The organism is Qingrenia yutianensis, assembly GCF_014385105.1.
GTDB lineage: Bacteria > Bacillota > Clostridia > UMGS1810 > UMGS1810 > Qingrenia > Qingrenia yutianensis.
Genome location: NZ_JACRTE010000013.1, coordinates 29455 through 48359 on the forward strand (window position 1 = coordinate 29455; position 18905 = coordinate 48359).

At 45.6% G+C, this 18905-nt stretch carries 16 protein-coding genes and 1 pseudogene; all 17 read left to right on the forward strand.

All coding sequences use genetic code 11. The features are described 5' to 3' along the window. Window positions 1–11 precede the first annotated feature (11 nt). Window positions 12–7814 (forward strand): N-6 DNA methylase, encoded by a 7803-nt coding sequence (locus H8706_RS12505; RefSeq protein ID WP_449421274.1) that lies wholly within the window; start codon window positions 12–14, stop codon window positions 7812–7814. Continuing rightward, window positions 7804–8196 carry a hypothetical protein gene (locus tag H8706_RS09400; RefSeq protein WP_050618033.1) on the forward strand — a complete coding sequence of 131 codons (393 nt, stop codon included), beginning with the start codon at window positions 7804–7806 and terminating at the stop codon, window positions 8194–8196. The genes H8706_RS12505 and H8706_RS09400 overlap by 11 nt, the downstream gene beginning before the upstream one ends. Window positions 8197–8212: 16 nt before the next feature. Beyond that, window positions 8213–9166: a DUF3991 and TOPRIM domain-containing protein gene (locus tag H8706_RS09405; RefSeq protein WP_050618034.1), complete on the forward strand. Its 954-nt coding sequence runs from the start codon at window positions 8213–8215 to the stop codon at window positions 9164–9166. Continuing rightward, window positions 9163–10080, forward strand: a complete 918-nt coding sequence (locus H8706_RS09410; protein ID WP_050618035.1) for a DUF3846 domain-containing protein — start codon at window positions 9163–9165, stop codon at window positions 10078–10080. Before H8706_RS09405 ends, H8706_RS09410 begins: the two co-directional genes overlap by 4 nt. A gap of 132 nt (window positions 10081–10212) precedes the next feature. Beyond that, the gene (locus H8706_RS09415) at window positions 10213–10356 is read left to right on the forward strand and encodes a DUF3789 domain-containing protein (RefSeq protein WP_074403911.1); all 144 of its coding nucleotides are present in this window, start codon (window positions 10213–10215) and stop codon (window positions 10354–10356) included. Next, on the forward strand, window positions 10337–10678 hold the full coding sequence (locus tag H8706_RS09420) for a plasmid mobilization protein (protein ID WP_050618036.1): 342 nt from the start codon (window positions 10337–10339) through the stop codon (window positions 10676–10678). Before H8706_RS09415 ends, H8706_RS09420 begins: the two co-directional genes overlap by 20 nt. Then, window positions 10669–12039, forward strand: coding sequence for a relaxase/mobilization nuclease domain-containing protein (locus tag H8706_RS09425; protein ID WP_050618037.1), 1371 nt, complete (start codon window positions 10669–10671; stop codon window positions 12037–12039). The genes H8706_RS09420 and H8706_RS09425 overlap by 10 nt, the downstream gene beginning before the upstream one ends. Then, the gene (locus H8706_RS09430; RefSeq protein ID WP_262432423.1) at window positions 12023–12922 is read left to right on the forward strand and encodes a PcfB family protein; all 900 of its coding nucleotides are present in this window, start codon (window positions 12023–12025) and stop codon (window positions 12920–12922) included. The genes H8706_RS09425 and H8706_RS09430 overlap by 17 nt, the downstream gene beginning before the upstream one ends. Continuing rightward, window positions 12906–13700 (forward strand): PcfB family protein, encoded by a 795-nt coding sequence (locus H8706_RS09435; RefSeq protein WP_050618038.1) that lies wholly within the window; start codon window positions 12906–12908, stop codon window positions 13698–13700. The genes H8706_RS09430 and H8706_RS09435 overlap by 17 nt, the downstream gene beginning before the upstream one ends. Window positions 13701–13705: 5 nt before the next feature. Next, window positions 13706–14590, forward strand: a complete 885-nt coding sequence (locus H8706_RS09440) for a hypothetical protein (protein ID WP_050618039.1) — start codon at window positions 13706–13708, stop codon at window positions 14588–14590. Between the two features lie 9 nt (window positions 14591–14599). Beyond that, entirely contained in the window at window positions 14600–14803 is a 204-nt protein-coding gene (locus tag H8706_RS09445) for a hypothetical protein (protein ID WP_003525217.1), read from the forward strand. Next, window positions 14790–16586 (forward strand): VirD4-like conjugal transfer protein, CD1115 family, encoded by a 1797-nt coding sequence (locus H8706_RS09450; RefSeq protein WP_262432424.1) that lies wholly within the window; start codon window positions 14790–14792, stop codon window positions 16584–16586. Before H8706_RS09445 ends, H8706_RS09450 begins: the two co-directional genes overlap by 14 nt. Before the next feature lie 14 nt (window positions 16587–16600). Next, window positions 16601–16960 (forward strand): glutamyl-tRNA amidotransferase subunit A, encoded by a 360-nt coding sequence (locus H8706_RS09455; protein ID WP_014635894.1) that lies wholly within the window; start codon window positions 16601–16603, stop codon window positions 16958–16960. A gap of 73 nt (window positions 16961–17033) precedes the next feature. After that, complete coding sequence (locus tag H8706_RS09460; RefSeq protein WP_107208974.1) at window positions 17034–17870, forward strand: hypothetical protein; 837 nt, start codon at window positions 17034–17036, stop codon at window positions 17868–17870. 233 nt (window positions 17871–18103) lie between these two features. Beyond that, the gene (locus tag H8706_RS09465; protein ID WP_181358170.1) at window positions 18104–18244 is read left to right on the forward strand and encodes a hypothetical protein; all 141 of its coding nucleotides are present in this window, start codon (window positions 18104–18106) and stop codon (window positions 18242–18244) included. A 6-nt stretch (window positions 18245–18250) separates the two neighbouring features. Further along, on the forward strand, window positions 18251–18484 hold the full coding sequence (locus H8706_RS09470) for a peptide-binding protein (protein ID WP_000527320.1): 234 nt from the start codon (window positions 18251–18253) through the stop codon (window positions 18482–18484). A gap of 46 nt (window positions 18485–18530) precedes the next feature. After that, window positions 18531–18788: pseudogene (locus H8706_RS09475) on the forward strand (rRNA adenine N-6-methyltransferase family protein); the annotation flags it as partial. Between the last annotated feature and the right edge of the window lie 117 nt (window positions 18789–18905).

The window sequence follows — 18905 nt, forward strand, 5'->3', positions numbered from 1 at the left end:
GTGCAGACGAGGTGGCAAGGAAATTTGACCTGATTTCAGAGCTGTATGAAAGAACCTGTTTTGCGGTTACAGACAATCCGGTAAACTGGCAATCGTTTCTGAAAACAGCAGGTAGAAATTTCAGGCTCCGATTTGATGAACAGCTTCTCATTTATGCCCAAAGACCCGACGCAACAGCCGTGCTTGAAATCGAACGATGGAACGGCACTTTCGGTCGCTGGGTAAACCGAGGAGCAAAAGGTATTGCCGTATTTGAGGACGCAGACAGAAGCCGTCAAAGGCTGATTCATTACTTTGATATATCGGACACCCACGAGAGCCGATATTCCCGCCCTGTTCCGATTTGGGAGATGAGACCCGAATATGAAGCAGAGGTTATTGAAACGCTTGAAAACACTTTCGGTGCAGTAAACGATACAACGAGTATTGAAAATGTCGTCAAAGAGAGCATTTCCAATGCCGTCGAGGACAACATCGCAGACTATATCTCCGACTTTATGAGCTTGGGTGCAGGCAGCGATATTGAGTATTTGTCTGCCGACGAAGCAAATGTCTTGTATTTGGAGCTTGTCAGAAACAGCGTGTCATATATGGTTATGGCTCGATTGGGACTGAACGCAGACAAGGTTTATTCTCCCGATGACTTTGCCGGTATTTCAAGCTTCAATTCACAGGAAGTTCTCAATGCGGTGGGTATTGCTACAAGCGACATTGCAGAAATGGCGTTGCTCCCTGTCAGCAGAACAATCAGCACGCTCAGCAAGGAAAATCGCATAATTGATGAACAGGGGCAATCCGAATACAATAAAGACATCAAAGACGAAAGGAGTCAAAGCGATGAGCGAAATCACATACACGATGGTGGGAGATTACAATCTTCCGAACCTGAAGCTGCCGGAGCAGACGGAAGTGACTCTCGGCAGATGGTCGCAGATGAGGAGAACTTATCTGAAGGAACATCACAAAATCCTGTACTACAATCTTCTGACGAAAGGGATTCTGAACAGTCACTTGGCGGAGGTTCAGCAGAGAGCCAGCGAACTGGAGGAAACTCTCGTGAAGCAGATGGCACAGAAAGCCGGGCTGACGGAGCAGATGAAAGCGGAAGATATGATGAAGTGGGTTCGTCTGATGAACAACATCAGGAACTCGGCACAGGAAATCGTGAAGAATCAGGTAATATTCGCTTAGAGTATTACGACAGAAACCACGAGGACAAGAGCCTGCCGTTTTTCGGTGGCGACGATACTATCCGAGAAATACTCGGTACTACCCCGCATTTGTCCGCTTCAAAGGAAGAAATCAAAGACTTCTATGAGAGAAATACGGATAATGCGACCCGTACCGAATATATCAAGGGTATTTTCAACAACGATTACACCCAGCTACCTTTAAGCGACGGCAGGCTTGTTGGATACAAAACATTTCAGAATGTCCTCCACTTGTGGGAAGGCGAATACGAAAACAGAACCGCTCAGAGTTTCTACGACTGGGGCGTTATCGCACAGCATTTTGAAGCAATGAGACTTTTGGGAGAATTGACCGATACAATGAAGCCGCTTCCGTCTATGGGCGGTCAGTTGACTCTCATAATGGGCAATCAGGCAGAGGAACAAAAAACCTCTGCCTTTACTTTTTCTCAGGAAATCATAGACGCAGTTCTCACCCGTGGAAGCGGAGTTTCCGAGGGCAAAATGCGTATCTATGAGCAGTTTGAAAAGAGCCTTTCTGCTAAAGAGAACGCCGACTTCTTGAAAAACGAATACGGTTGGGGCGGCTCTTATCCGGTCATCATCGGTGCAGGCATTGACGAACAGCACGACGGAAAAGGTATCACAATTTCAAAAGGTATCGGAAGCGACAAACCGCACATTACGCTTTCTTGGTCTCAGGTTGAAAAGCGTATCGGAGACCTTATCCGTATGGACAGATACCTAAACCCAAAGGAAAAAGAAAAGTACCCGGAATGGCTTGAAAAGCAGGAAGAAAGGCGAGCCGAGCTTGCAGAGCAGAGAAAAAACCGTGAGATACTCTCTACCGCACCGCCTGAGCCTGAAAACAAAGTGGACGAGCCGGAAGCACAGTATGAATATCATCTCGGCGACAGCGTGTATATCGGAGCTTCGCAGTATGAGATTTTGTCCTTTGATGAAAACCGTGTAAAGCTCTATAACTTCGATATGCCCCTATTCAACAAGGAGCTTTCAAGGGAAGAATTTGACCGAAAAGTGCGTGAAAATCCAATGAACGACCACTTGAAGGTCAGTGTATTACCGGCAGAAGAAAAAGCCGTTACAGGCGAAAACGAAGCTCAAAACGATACCGAAACCGTACAGGATTTCAGTTCGAAAACCGGTTATGACGACGCCTTCTTTATCGACCGGGACAATGAAAGCGTAACTTGGATGTATTATAACCCCGACAGCAATGCCGGAGGTCAGTATGTTACAAATACGCTTTCTTTTGACGAGATACAGCAAGCTGCAAGGGAGTATGACTCGGCTGAGAATTTCTTTGATTATCTCGGCAGTATTGCAAATCAGGAGCTTGCCGATGTAGGTACAGAATGGTTTGAGGAAGCAGAAAGTCAGTTTTCACAACAGCCTGATTTCACAGACTGTACCAAAGCGACAATGCAAAGCCTTGTGGCTGCTGTTTCTGAAGTCCCGGTTTATGACCGAGAAACAGAAATTCTTTATTCCGTGCTTGGCAGATTAAAGATTGACGACATTGGACTCGGTTATGATGAAAACGGTCTTGTTGCAAGGGACGGCGATAACGAATGGCACGGTGCAGAGTTTTATCATTTTCTTGTTGATGAAGCCTTTGTATTTGAAGATGACGGTTCTGTGCTTGGTATCAGACCTGACTTGCTTGATGACTTTAAGGCTTTATCCGAACACAACGGTGTTGAGGTTAAGGACAACCGAGAGAAAGAGCCTGAACCGATTGTCCCCGCTTGGGAGCAAAAGAAAAAGTCAAAGGTAAAGAGCTTTGACCTCCACCCGGATATTCCGATGGCAGAGCGACACAACTTTGACCTTGCCAATAATCAGGTTGAAGAAGTGAACAAGAAAGAACGCTTCCACCGAAACTATGCAGCGATTAAGGTCTTGAAGGATTGTCAAAGCGAAAATCGTTTTGCAACACCCGATGAGCAGAAAATCTTGTCGAGATATGTCGGTTGGGGCGGTATTCCCGAAGCCTTTGACGAACGAGCCGGAGCTTGGCATACCGAATATGCAATGCTAAAAAATATCCTGACGCCGGAGGAATATGCGTCGGCAAGAGAAAGCACCTTGACCGCCTTTTACACTCCGCCCGAAGTATCTACTGCCATTTACAAGGTGTTGGAACAGATGGGATTTCAGGAGGGCAACCTGCTTGAGCCGTCTTGCGGTATCGGTAACTTCATCGGTATGCTGCCTAAGTCAATGGAAAACGCAAAGGTTTACGGCGTGGAGCTTGATACCGTTTCAGCCGGTATCGCTCAGCAGCTTTATCAGAAATCTTCTATTGCGGCACAGGGCTTTGAGGAAGTAAATGTCCCCGACAGCTTCTTTGACGGCGTTATCGGCAATGTGCCTTTCGGAGATTTCAAAGTCTCCGATAAACGATACGACAAGTACAATTTCTTAATCCACGATTATTTCTTTGCAAAATCGCTTGATAAGTTACGCCCCGGCGGTGTGATGGCTCTTGTGACAAGCAAAGGAACTATGGATAAGGAAAACTCCAATGTGCGTAAATATATCGCACAGAGGGCGGAGCTTCTTGGAGCAATCAGACTTCCGAACGACACCTTCAAAGGCAATGCCGGAACAGAGGTTGTATCCGATATTCTGTTCTTGCAAAAGCGAGACAGGCTAATAGATATTGAGCCTGACTGGGTTCATCTTGACACCGACGAAAACGGTATAAGGATGAACTCATATTTTGTTCAGCACCCGGAAACGATACTCGGCGAAATGAAAATGGTAAGCGGTCGTTTCGGACCGGAAGCAACCTGTGAGCCGTTTGAAAACGCCGACCTTTCGGAGCTTTTGAACGAAGCTGTTTCAAACATTCACGGAGAAATCTCCGAATACGAAGTAGCCGATGAGCTGGAGGAAGAAGATAATTCTATCCCGGCAGACCCTACGGTAAGGAACTTCTCTTACACGGTTTTGGACGACAAAATCTATTTCCGTGAGAACTCCCGTATGTCCCCGGTGGAGGTATCGGCAACCGCCGAGAACCGCATTAAGGGTATGATTGGGATAAGAGATTGCGTCCGCAATCTGATTGAACTGCAAACCGAGGATTACCCGGACAGCGAAATCAAACAGGCACAGGAAAAGCTGAACACTCTGTATGACAGCTTTACAAAGAAGTACGGACTTATTAACAGCCGTGCCAATACTTCTGCCTTTTCCGACGACAGTTCCTATGCTCTGCTCTCTGCTCTTGAGGTCATCAACGAAGATGGCGAACTGGAACGCAAGGCAGATATGTTCTTCAAAAGGACGATAAAACCGCACAAGCCGGTAACGGAGGTTGATACCGCAGACGAAGCTCTCGCTGTCTCTATGGGTGAAAAAGCAGCCATTGATATGGAATATATGATGGAGCTTTCCGGCAAAAGCGAGGAGGAATTATTCGCTGACCTAAAGGGTGTAATCTTTTTAAATCCTCTTTATGAGTACGGTAATTCTTATGAGCCGAAGTATCTGATGGCGGACGAATATCTGTCGGGCAATGTCCGTGAGAAGCTGGCGACAGCCAAAAGGTCTGCGGCATTGTATCCCGAAGATTACACCGTCAATGTGCAGGCACTTGAAAAGGTGCAGCCAAAGGATTTGACGGCAAGCGAGATTTCCGTAAGGCTCGGTGCGACTTGGATACCGCCCGAAATATTCCAACAGTTTATGTTTGAGTTTCTCGACACCCCACGCTATGCACAATGGAATATCAAGGTTCACTACTCCCAGTTTACCGGCGAATGGAACATTGAGGGAAAGAGCTATGACCGTTCCAATGTTAAAGCGTACAGCACATACGGCACTTCCCGTATCAACGCATATAAGATAATTGAGGAAACGCTGAACCTGAAAGATGTCCGTATCTTTGACTATATCGAAGATGAAGAAGGCAAGAAAAAAGCCGTTCTCAATAAAAAAGAGACGGCAATCGCACAGGCAAAGCAGGAACTCATAAAGCAGGGCTTTCAGGACTGGATATGGGCTGACCCTGCCCGCCGAGAAAAACTCACGAAGATGTATAACGAAAAGTTCAACAGCATAAGACCCCGTGAGTACGACGGAAGCCACATTGTTTTCAACGGTATGAACCCGGAAATCGAACTCCGTGAACATCAGAAAAATGCGGTTGCACACATTCTGTACGGCGGCAATACGCTGTTGGCACACGCAGTCGGTGCGGGCAAGACCTTTGAAATGGTGGCGGCTGCTATGGAGTCCAAACGACTCGGACTTTGCAATAAGTCGCTGTTCGTAGTCCCGAATCACTTAACCGAACAATGGGCGGCGGAGTTCTTGCAGCTCTATCCGGCGGCGAATATTCTTGTTGCGACAAAGCGAGATTTTGAGACCAAGAACCGCAAAAAATTCTGCGGTCGAATTGCTACGGGAGATTATGACGCAGTAATCATCGGTCATTCCCAGTTTGAAAAAATACCGATGTCCATTGAAAGACAGAGGGCAATTCTTGAGCAGCAGCTTGAAGAACTGACAGACGGTATTATGGATTTGAAGCGAAACCGTGGAGAAAATTTCTCCATAAAACAGCTTGAAAAGTCTAAAAAGTCCGTGAAACAAAAGCTGGAAAAGCTCAACGACCAAAGCCGCAAGGATGATGTTGTTACCTTTGAAGAACTCGGTGTGGACAGGCTCTTTATCGACGAGAGCCATTATTACAAGAACCTCTATCTTTACACCAAAATGCGTAATGTGGGCGGTATCGCTCAAACGGAAGCACAGAAATCCTCCGACCTGTTTATGAAGTGCCGATACCTTGACGAGCTTACAGGCGGTCGAGGAACGATATTTGCGACCGGTACTCCTATCTCAAACAGTATGGTGGAACTCTATACCATTCAGCGATACTTGCAGTACAACACGCTTGTGAAAAACAACTTGCAACACTTCGACTCGTGGGCAAGTACCTTCGGAGAGACTGTAACAGCCGTTGAGCTTACCCCGGAGGGAACGGGTTACAGAGCGAAAACCCGCTTTGCAAAATTCTATAACCTTCCGGAGCTTATGGCAATGTTTAAGGAGGTTGCCGACATTAAGACGGCGGATATGCTGGAGCTGCCTGTGCCGGAAGCACACTTCCACAATGTTGCGGTCAAGCCGTCGGAAATGCAGAAAGAAATGGTTGCTTCCCTTGCGGAACGAGCCGAGAAAGTCCGTGGCGGCGGTGTGGATTCGAGTGTGGATAATATGCTCAAAATCACAAACGACGGCAGAAAGCTGGCACTTGACCAGCGTATGCTAAACGATATGCTGCCTGATTTTGAGGGCAGTAAAATCAACGCCTGCGTCGATAACATCTACCGTATTTGGGAGGAAACAGCCGATAAAAAATCGGCACAGCTTGTGTTCTGCGACCTCTCAACGCCAAAGAATGACGGCACATTCTCGGTGTATAACGATATCAGAAAAAAGCTCATAGAGCGTGGTGTCCCCGAAAGCGAAGTCCGCTTTATCCACGAAGCAGATACCGATGTGAAGAAAAAAGAACTGTTCCAAAAGACCCGTAAAGGCGAGGTCAGAGTGCTTCTCGGTTCTACGCAGAAGATGGGAGCCGGCACGAATGTTCAGGACAGACTTATCGCACTTCACGATGTCGATTGCCCGTGGAGACCGTCAGACTTGGAGCAGCGTTCCGGTCGAATTATCCGTCAGGGCAACTCAAACCCTGATGTAGATATTTACCGCTATGTAACGGAGCAGACCTTTGACGCATATCTCTATCAGCTTGTAGAGGGAAAGCAAAAATTCGCCAGTCAGATTATGACGAGCAAATCTCCGGTGCGTTCTGCCGAGGATATTGATGAAACCGCCCTGTCCTATGCAGAGATTAAAATGCTTGCCACCGGCAATCCGTATATTAAGGAAAAGATGGATTTGGATATTCAAGTCCAAAAGCTGAAGCTCTTAAAATCCAACTTTCTATCAGAAAAATACGCTTTGGAGGATAAGATAATCAAATATTATCCGCAGAGAATTACAGCTTTGGAAAACCGTATTGAAGGCTTGAAGCAAGATGTAGAAACTGCGAAACAGCACCCGAAACCAACGGACGACCGCTTTGTCGGTATGGAGGTTAAGGGTGTTTTTTATTCCGAAAAAGCCGACGCCGGTAAAGCAATCATTGAAGTCTGTAAGCAGATGAACAGCCCCGACCCTATTCCTCTCGGCAAGTACCGAGGGTTTGAAACGGAGCTGCTTTTTAATACCGCAGAGCGAAATTATGAGGTTCGACTGAAGGGTGCGACAAGCAGAAATGTTCCTCTCGGCGATGACGCACACGGCAATATTATCCGTCTTGATAACGGAATTGAGAGATTTGCCGAGAGCTTATCGCTTGCGGAAAATGACCTTGAGAACACCAAAAATCAGTTGGAAACCGCAAAGAAAGAAGTCCAAAAACCATTTATCCAAGAGGAAGAATTGAAAACAAAGCTTGCCCGACTGGACGAGCTGAATATCTTGCTCAATATGGATAAGCGAGAAAACGAAATTGTCGGCGGCGAACCCGATGAGGGCGAAGTGCCGAAGACACGAAAGGAGAAAACCTATGAACGATAAAATGACACCCGATAAGGAAAGAGAAAACTGCCCTTGCAGGAAATCAATCATCAACCCTTTTGACGCAATGATGATGGTTGTGGTCAGGAGACTTGATAAAGCATATCTCGAATTGAAAAGAAGCAAACCACCCGCAAAGGAAGCAGAATTTGCTCTTAGAAATGCAAAGCTTTCTTTCTACGGAGAGTTGGTTCGACAGAGCATTGAAACGGTGTTTTCGCCGGAAGAAATCATTGCTTTGTATGAAAACGACGACCTTGCGGGAGGTGCTTGGACTGTTTGGAATGACATCGGCTGCCCTGTTGACAAGATACTTATCATCATTGCAAAGCTCAGTATCAACGAACCGATACAGAAAGCTGTTGCCGATTTGCTGATGTAGAACGGCGGTGATACCTATGCCGTATATAGCACCGGAAGTCATAACAGAAGCCAAGCGAATGGACTTATTAACCTATCTCAGAGAGTATGAACCGGGCGAGCTTGTCAAGTTTTCAAGCAACACCTACACCACAAGAACCCACGACAGCTTGAAGATTTCCAACGGAAAATGGATGTGGTGGTCGAGAGGTATCGGGGGCAAATCCGCCCTCGATTATCTTATCAAAGTCCGTGGAATGGATTTTGTGCAGGCGGTTCAGACCATTATGGGAAACGGTTCAGTCAGCTTTCCGACTTGCAAAAATATCAAAAGCTATGAGGAACAGCCTTTGCTTCTGCCCCAAAAAAGCCCCACTACCGAGGTGGTATTTGATTACCTTTTCGGGCGTGGGATTGATTATGAAATCATCAACCACTGTTTGGAACAGGAGCTAATCATTGAGTCGCTCCCATATCACAATGCTGTTTTTATCGGCTATGACGAGAACAAAGAACCTAAATACGCCGCTTACAGAGCAACAAACCAATCAAGGATTATGGGCGACTGCACCGGCAGTAAAAAGCAATATTCTTTCCGCCTGACTGCCGAAAACACCGGAGAGGTTCATCTTTTTGAGTGTGCCATTGACCTGCTTTCCTATGCAACTTTGATGAAGCTGGAGGGCAAAGACTGGCGACAGTTTAACCTTGTTTCTCTTGCGGGAGTGTATTCCCCAAAGCAGAAAATTGAGGACTCGAAAGTGCCTGTTACACTCGGCAGGCTGCTTGAAAAGGACAAAACAATCAGGCGAATTGTTCTTCATTTGGACAATGATATTGCCGGAAGAAAAGCTACCAAAGCGTTGCAGACTATTCTCTCAGATAAGTATGAAGTCGTTGACGACCCTCCCCAATACGGGAAAGATGTCAACGATTTTCTTTGTAAACGCTTAGGGATAAAGGATAAAACCGAAAGGAGTTTTGCACGATGAAACTAAAAGAAATCAGAGAAATGTACCCGGAGGGTACGCAGATTGTACTCACTGAAATGGCTGGCGAAAGTCAAATGCCCTATGGGCTAAAAGGAACAGTTAAGTTCGTTGACGACGCCGGACAGATTCATATGAGTTGGGAAAACGGCAGCTCTCTTGCTTTGAATATTCACGAGGATACCTTTGAAAAGGTCGAAGCACCGGAGAAGATTTCCGTCATTCTTGTTGAGCCGGGCAGGTATCCGAAACTTATTGAAATCGAGGATACCCTTGAAGCAATGCAGTCTCTTGTGGAGGGAGATATTGAAGAATATATGCCCTTTGAGGACGAGGTTGCCATCATCTGCAACGAGGAAGGAAAGATGAACGGTATGCCTCTGAACAGGGCTGTTTATTCCGAGCCTGAAAATGTTGAGATGAGTTATCCGCAGTTGAAAGCTCATTTCCGGCAGGCAGAAAAAGAAAGAAACCACACGACCGGATATATTGTTTTTACGGATGACAGCTTTGACAAGCCTTACACAGAAGAACAAAGAACCTATGTTGTCAGCAGTAACAATAAGGCTTTCATTGAGGGTATGGGCGGATATTCTATCTATGCTTCTTCCCTTGACGGCTCGGATAAATGTGTGCGACTGGAAGCGTATATGGCTGATGAACACGGCGGCAAGGACGGTTGGAAGATTGAAAAATGTTATGTGAAAGACGACAGCAACCGTGAAATGCTCGACATTATTGCCGGCAAGTTTTTCATTGCATACGCACCGATTGAGTCGGAAAAGTTTCTCAGTATGCCGAAAGAACTGGCTCGTAAGTACGAGGAAAAGTTCAAATACCCGGAGAGATTTTACAAGTCTTTGGACGGTATTGAAGCAAAGCCGTATAAGCCGGTCTCCAAGGATATGGAGAGATAATAGTCAATCTATGGGGCAACCCTGAGTGTCTGCATAATCTTAGCGAGCAGACCATTTATGGACAGGAATGTCCAAAACGGTACACTCGTTAGGGGTTGCCCCTAATACCCCAAGCAAGAAAGGAGTAAAGCAATGCGGGAGATAGTATTGGTTGCCGCCGGGTTAATCATCGGCGGCTTTTTCGGAGTAACAACAATGTGCCTGTTTCAGATAAACCGGGACAGGCACTATATTAACAGAAAGGACAGCGATAAAAATGAGCAAGAGAAACATTGAAAAGCACATTCTGATGAACAAGGCAGAAGCTCAGGATTTGCAGAAAAAAGCAAAGCGGGCGTGTCTTTCCGAAGGCGGTCTTATCCGTTTGCTTCTCAAAGGATACGAGCCGAGAGAAAAGCCCGACGAAAGATTTTACGATGTTATGCGTGAGTTATCTGCTATCGGGAACAACATCAATCAGCTTGCGGTAAAAGCAAATTCCCTCGGATTTGTTGACGCACCGCAGCTCAAAAAGGAAGCCGAGCGTTGGCACAAGTTTCAGGCTGATGTGGAGCGTACTTTTTTAAGACCCGATAAGAGCGATATGAAATGGCAGTAAGTAAATTGTGGTCGGTCACATCAAGGCTCGGTCAGGTAATCGACTATGCCGCCAATCCCGAAAAGACTGCGACAGACATTTACACCGAGGAACAGTATCAGGCTCTCCGTGATGTTCTCAGCTATGCAAAGGACGAAGAAAAAACTGAGCGTGAGTTTTTCGTTGAGGGTATCAACTGCAATCCGGCGACCGCAAGAGACCAGTTTGTGTCTGTGAAAAAAGCATACGGCAAAGACGATGGCATTCAAGCCTATCACGGATACCTGAGCTTTAAGGAACAGGATATTTCCCCGGAGCTTGCACAGAAAATCGGAATGGAATTTGCAAACGAAGTGTGGGGCAAAAGATTTCAGGTGGTGGTTACTACTCATCTGAACACAAAGCACCTGCACTGCCACTATGTAATCAATTCCGTTTCCTTTGTGGACGGTAAGCGATTATGGGGAGACGAAAAAGCGTGGTTCAAGTTCCGCTTGGTTGCCGACCGTCTCTGTGAAAAGTACGGACTGTATTACAATCCGAACCCGAACCGCAGTAAGCAATCCTCATATTACTACAAGCAGGAACAAGCCGGTATGCCGAGCCGATACTCCATTACCCGTGACGCCATTGATGAAGCGATTGCACACAGCACTAACTTAAAGACCTTTGATTATATCCTGACGCAGATGGGCTATGAGCATTGTCTCAGCGACAGCCGAAAGTATTGGACGATTGTTCCGAAAGGATACAAGAAGCCGATACGACTTAAATCCCTCGGAGAGAATTATACCGAGGACGCAATCAAGCGTAGGCTGACGGAAAATCAAAAGGTTCTCATCGTTCCTTTTGTAAAGGAAACGGTAAGAGTCACACAGTACCGATTGCCCACAAGAGAACACAAAATCAAAAAGGTCGGCGGACTGTATGGGCTGTATCTGCATTACTGCTATAAACTCGGTTATCTGCCGAAATATAAAAAACAGAATACCGCAAGGCTTCACTATCTTTTGAAAGAAGATTTACTGAAGCTGGACAAAATCACTCAGGAGACAAGGCTGCTTGGACGGGAGAACATTTCTACCGACGAGCAGCTTTTCTCATATAAAGAGTCCGTATTGTCGCAAATCAAATCCCTGACTGACGATAGAACGCACCTGCGAAAACAGTTAAGAAGAAATTTGAGTGACGATGAGCTATCAAATGTCAAAGAGCAGATTACGGCAATCACGAGCAAGCTGTGGACTCTCCGAAAAGAGGTCGGTCTTTGTGATGACATAGCCGAAAGGTCAAAGGTCATTGAAGCCAACCTTGAAACGGTAAGAGCTTACGAAGAAAAACAAGAACGAAAGGAGCAGAACCGTAATGACAAACGGAGGTGATGCGGCAGAACAGGTCGTCAGGCTATCGCTTGAGGGCTTTGAAGTAGCCGCAAAATTAAGCGGAGCGGCAGCAAAGAATATTGCCGTTCTTTTAGTCTCTGTTCTCAAACAGGAACAAAAAACAAAAGGCAAGGCTCGACTTACCAATATGATTAAATCGGGCAAGGAGCTGAAAGTGTTTTCTATCCCCAACAAGGACTTGAAGAAGTTTACCGAGCAGGCAAAACGCTACGGCGTTCTCTACTGCGTACTCAGGGATAAAAACACAAAGGGCGATAATGTACCGATTGATATTATCGCCCGTGCTGAGGACGCTTCCAAAATTCAGAGAATCGTTGAGAGATTTGAACTCGGCAAGGTTGATAAGGCTGCTATTGTTACCGAGTCTCAGAAGGCTGTCGAAAAGCGTGATGCTTTGGAAAAAGACAAGCCGACAAAATCCAAGAACGAAATCATCACAGAGGAAGCAGTCAGAAAGCCTATTCAGAAAGAGGGGTACTCCCAGTCAAACCCCACAGTCGCCAAAACGGACAAAAACCCTCCGTCAAGGCAAAACTCAGAGCCGGTAGATATGCAAACTGATAAGGGTACTGTCAGCGACAGACAGAGAAAGCCGTCGGTGAAAGCAAAGCTCGACCGATATAAGGCACAGTCCAAGCAGCAGAAAGAAGCAGAACGCAAAGAGCCGGAGGTATCAAAGCCGGAGGTTAAGAACGCCCCGGCACAGACCGTACACAAGCTGTGGACTCTCCGAAAAGAGGTCGGTCTTTGTGATGACATAGCCGAAAGGTCAAAGGTCATTGAAGCCAACCTTGAAACGGTAAGAGCTTACGAAGAAAAACAAGAACGAAAGGAGCAGAACCGTAATGACAAACGGAGGTGATGCGGCAGAACAGGTCGTCAGGCTATCGCTTGAGGGCTTTGAAGTAGCCGCAAAATTAAGCGGAGCGGCAGCAAAGAATATTGCCGTTCTTTTAGTCTCTGTTCTCAAACAGGAACAAAAAACAAAAGGCAAGGCTCGACTTACCAATATGATTAAATCGGGCAAGGAGCTGAAAGTGTTTTCTATCCCCAACAAGGACTTGAAGAAGTTTACCGAGCAGGCAAAACGCTACGGCGTTCTCTACTGCGTACTCAGGGATAAAAACACAAAGGGCGATAATGTACCGATTGATATTATCGCCCGTGCTGAGGACGCTTCCAAAATTCAGAGAATCGTTGAGAGATTTGAACTCGGCAAGGTTGATAAGGCTGCTATTGTTACCGAGTCTCAGAAGGCTGTCGAAAAGCGTGATGCTTTGGAAAAAGACAAGCCGACAAAATCCAAGAACGAAATCATCACAGAGGAAGCAGTCAGAAAGCCTATTCAGAAAGAGGGGTACTCCCAGTCAAACCCCACAGTCGCCAAAACGGACAAAAACCCTCCGTCAAGGCAAAACTCAGAGCCGGTAGATATGCAAACTGATAAGGGTACTGTCAGCGACAGACAGAGAAAGCCGTCGGTGAAAGCAAAGCTCGACCGATATAAGGCACAGTCCAAGCAGCAGAAAGAAGCAGAACGCAAAGAGCCGGAGGTATCAAAGCCGGAGGTTAAGAACGCCCCGGCACAGACCGTACACCAGCAGCCGAAACCCAAAAGCAAAAATGTGAAAGAGAGGTAATCACAATGACAAACAATTTTACCCCTGCTAAGGCAGGACAGCAGAGAAACAGACTTTCCAAAGAGGAATACGCCGATAAGATGAAGGCAGAAAAGGAAGCCGTATATCAGATGGCGGACGAAACCGCAAAGGCTATCGTTTCCGACCCGGAGAAGTTCAAAGCGTTCCTTGATACGCAGAGCCGTCTTGACCGATATTCTGCGGTCAACGCACTTCTGATTTTCAAGCAGCTTCCCGAAGCAAGCCAGCTCAAAAACTTTGACGACTGGAGCAAAGACAATGTGAAAATTCAGAAAGGTGCGAAAAGCATTTCCATTCTTGAACCTGTCGAGTATGCCAAGAGAGACGGTACGACCGGCATTTCCTACAATGTGAAAAAGGTCTTTGATGTTTCGCAGACCAATGGCAAGAGACCGCCTGCACCTACTGTAAACCGTGACCCGAAAGCTCTCATTACCGTTATGCTGGATTCTTCCCCGGTTGAAGTGGAAGCCACAAATGAACTTCCGTATCCCAATATGGCGGCGTTTTACAACAACGAGGAGCAGACCTTGTATGTGAAGCGTGATGTGGGAGACAGCGTTGCGGTCGCTCAGTGCGTAGCACAGGAACTTGGCCACGCACAGCTCTCCATCAACAGCGACAGTTACAGCAGAGCGGATATGGGCTTTCAAGCGGTATGTATCGGTTATATGCTTTGCAAGAAGTACGGCGTCGATACACAGAATTTTGCTATCAACCGTATTCCTGAGAAGCTTGCCGGCAAAGAGCCGAAGGACATTCGCTATGAGCTTTCCAAAACGAGAAATGCGATGGCGGATATTCACTCCCGTGTTTCCGATGAGCTTTACAAGAAAAAGCAGGAACGAAGCAAAGACTACGAAAGATAAGGTGAGACTATGGCGAAGGAAGAAATGTATCATATCGCATTGGACGATTATGAACACGGCATTATAATCCGTTCTCTCAACGATGAGAAAACAGATTTGATGAACGAAGGGAAATCTACCGATGCGGTGGACGACCTTATCATCAAGGTCGGAACTGCCCCAAAGAAAAAGTTCAGAGTTATCGAAAAGGAACGCTCCTGTGAATCGAGATAACGAAAGGCAGTCTGCTATTATTCTTTCCGTCATCGGTATTATCCCGGTCGTATGGCTGGCACTTCTGATTGCACCTTCTGTAAAAGGAGGATTGCCGGAAATACTGCCAAGCCTATTAACAGCGTTCAACAACCCATTTCATATTGAGCTATGCGAGGACAGCCTAAAAACTGTCCTCGTTTTGCTTCTCTGCTATGCAATGGGTATCGGGATTTACTTCTCGACACAGAAGAATTATCGAAGGCGTGAAGAACACGGCTCTGCGAAATGGGGCAACGCAAGAGCCGTAAATAAAAAATACAGACAGTCTCCGGCTTCAGAGAATAAGCTGATGACGCAAAATGTCTGTATCGGACTCAATGCGAAGAAGCACCGAAGAAACTTAAACACTCTTGTGTGCGGCGGTTCGGGAGCCGGTAAGACAAGGTTTTACTGCAAGCCGAATCTTATGCAGTGCAACACATCATTTGTCATTCTTGACCCAAAGGGCGAAATACTCAGAGACACCGGAAAGCTGCTTGAAAGCAAAGGCTATGAAGTTCGTGTTCTCGATTTGATTTCAATGGAGAAAAGCCATTGCTATAACCCGTTTGTCTATTTGCAGAATGACAACGATGTGCAAAAGCTCGTGACGAACCTTTTTAAGAGTACCACTCCGAAAGGCAGTCAGGCACAAGACCCTTTTTGGGACACCTCGGCTTCAATGCTTCTGCTTGCACTTGTATTTTATCTTCATTACGAAGCACCCGAAGATGAACAGAACTTTGCAATGGTAATGGAAATGCTCAGAGCCGGTTCGATTGAGGACGAGGAGGACACAAGACCTTCTCCTCTTGATGAACTGTTTGCGGAACTGGAAATGTCAAATCCCGACCACATCGCTTTGAAGTATTACCGTTCCTATCATTCGGGTGCGGCGAAAACCTTAAAGTCCATACAGATAACCCTTGCGGCAAGACTGGAAAAGTTCAACCTTGAAAGTCTTGCTTCTTTAACCACCACAGACGAGCTTGACCTCCCATCACTCGGAGAGAAAAAGGTCGCTCTGTTCGCTTTGATACCGGATAACGATTCCAGCTTTAACTTCTTGGTATCTATCCTTTACACACAGCTTTTTCAGCAGTTGTTTTATGCTGCCGACCATATTCACGGTGGCTCGCTTCCCGTTCCCGTCCATTTCCTGATGGACGAGTTTGCAAATGTGAGCCTGCCCGATGACTTTGACAAGATACTGTCGGTTATGCGTTCCCGTGGAGTGTCGGTAAGTATTATCTTGCAGAACTTGGCTCAGTTAAAAGCCTTGTTTGAAAAGCAATGGGAAAGTATTGTCGGCAACTGCGACGAGTTTCTGTATCTCGGCGGCAACGAGCAAAGCACCCACAAATATGTGTCCGAGCTTCTCGGCAAGGAAACCATTGATACCAACACTTTCGGAAAGAGTACCGGGCGAAGCGGTAACTACTCCACCAATTATCAGATTAGCGGTCGAGAGCTTCTTACCCCTGATGAGGTTCGTATGCTTGATAACCAATATGCAATTCTGTTTATTCGTGGAGAACGCCCCGTTATGGACTTCAAGTATGACATCTTGAAGCACCCGAATGTGGCACTTACAACCGATGGAAAGGCTTCTGCATATAAACACGGCGAAGTGACCATCAAGCACTCATCAATTTCTGTTCTTTCTATTAACCCGGAAGAACTTCCGGAGGAAAGCTACGGAGAAACCAATTACGAGCTTCTGTCCGATGAGGATTTTGAAGTAAATAAAAACTTATTTTAACGGAGGAAAACACAATGAACATTTTTAAGAAGAACAACGAAAAGAAAACTACTCAGAAGCTGCCTATGACCGGAAAGGTTCAGAAAGGCTTCCGTGCTTACTGCGCCGTAATCGCAGCAGCAACTCTTGTCTGCGGCATGAGCGTTACCGCTTTTGCCGCAAGCGACCCGATTACCGTAGTCAACAATCTGTCCGATTTTATCTTCGGTCTTATCCGTGCCATCGGTCTTATCCTGCTTGGCTTCGGTATCGTTCAGGTCGGTCTCTCTTTGAAGTCTCACGACCCGTCTCAGAGAGCCAACGGTTTCCTGACTCTTGCAGGCGGTATCATCATTACCTTTGCAAAGGAAATCCTGACCCTTATTACCGGTTAAGAGAACACAGTTATCAAACGGGGCATACCTGGCATTTCAGGTATGCCCCTAATCTTAAAGGAGGTGCAAACAGATGAGTGATAACTGGGTAGTTCAGAACCTCGAAAATGCCCTTGAAACTTGGAACAGCAAGCTATCGGAAATATGGCAGTTGCTAACCACTTCGCCGCAGGAGTTCAAAGGCGGCAGTATTTGGTCGGTAATGGTGAATATCAACGGAGCGGTTCAGGCTATCGGTCTTGCCCTGCTTGTTCTGTTTTTTGTTGTCGGTGTGGTTCGCACCTGCGGAAGTTTTACCGATGTAAAGAAACCGGAACACGCATTAAAGCTGTTTATCCGCTTTGCTATTGCCAAAGGTGTGATTACCTACGGGCTGGAGCTTATGCTTGCCCTGTTCGACATCGTACAAGGTACGATTTCAACCATTATGACATCTGCGGGATTCGGTACGCCCAATCAAACAACCTTACCTGCTGAAATGGTAACAACCATTGAAAGCTGCGGATTTTTTGAAAGTATCCCATTGTGGGCGGTTACTCTTATCGGCGGACTGTTTATCACGGTCTTGTCGTTCATTATGATAATGACGGTGTACGGACGATTTTTCAAGCTGTATATGTACACTGCTCTCGCTCCGATACCGCTTTCCACTTTTGCCGGAGAACCGTCGCAGAATGTGGGTAAGAGCTTTATAAAGAGCTACTGTGCCGTTTTGCTTGAGGGAGCAGTAATTGTACTTGCTTGTATCATCTTCTCCCTATTTGCTTCTACGCCGCCGGTAGTGAACCCTGATGCCGCAGCCGTTACTCAGGTGTGGTCTTATGTCGGAGAATTGGTGTTCAATATGCTTGTTCTCGTTGGTGCAATCAAGATGAGTGACCGTATCATTCGTGAGATGATGGGCTTGTAATTTGATTTTTTTATATAATTGAGCTATAATATACTTGTTTGATTTACATTTGATAGAGCGAGCATATATCAAGCGTAAATCACTCCTGTCGTAGAAAAATGATTTGCAAGATTCACTACTGATGAAAAATTGCTCGTATTTTAGTAGTAAGGTTCAAAAAGGGTTCTAGGTAACCGACCGTTTCGTTATGCAATCATTGATAAGAACTGCTGCGAAGAAAGGAGGTAAACGCTATGGCTCGAAACAAGGGCGTGTCGGGTAAAACCCACACTAAACAACAGTTAGACGATTATGCAAATCAGCATAATCCTAACAACAAAGCATTTGTGATTGTTGATGATAAAATAAGAATAAGAAGAAATAGAAAGAAGTGAGTGATTGTGGGAAATTTAGGCGCACAAAAAGAAAAACGAAATGATACACCAATCAGTGCAAAAAAAGATATAATGGGAGATAAGACGGTTCGTGTTCGTGCTGACTTGCACCATATCATAAAAATCGAAACAGCAAAGAATGGCGGAAACGTAAAAGAAGTTATGGAAATAAGACTTAGAAGCAAACTTAAGAGTGTGTTGATAGTGCAGTATCTTAAAATTTTGTATAATAGGAATTGAAGTTAAATTAGATGCTAAAAATTTGTAATTAAGAAGGAGTGATTACATGAACAAAAATATAAAATATTCTCAAAACTTTTTAACGAGTGAAAAAGTACTCAACCAAATAATAAAACAATTGAATTTAAAAGAAACCGATACCGTTTACGAAATTGGAACAGGTAAAGGGCATTTAACGACGAAACTGGCTAAAATAAGTAAACAGGTAACGTCTATTGAATTAGACAGTCATCTATTCAACTTATCGTCAGAAAAATTAAAACTGAATACTCGTGTCACTTTAATTCACCAAGATATTCTACGGGTATTTCCCCGATTTTGTGTAAACTCCAAAATGATAATATAATTTAAGTGTTTTTCGAAGGATGAAATCCATATTTCGGGATTTCATCCTTCAGCTCATATATAGCATAAAAGCACA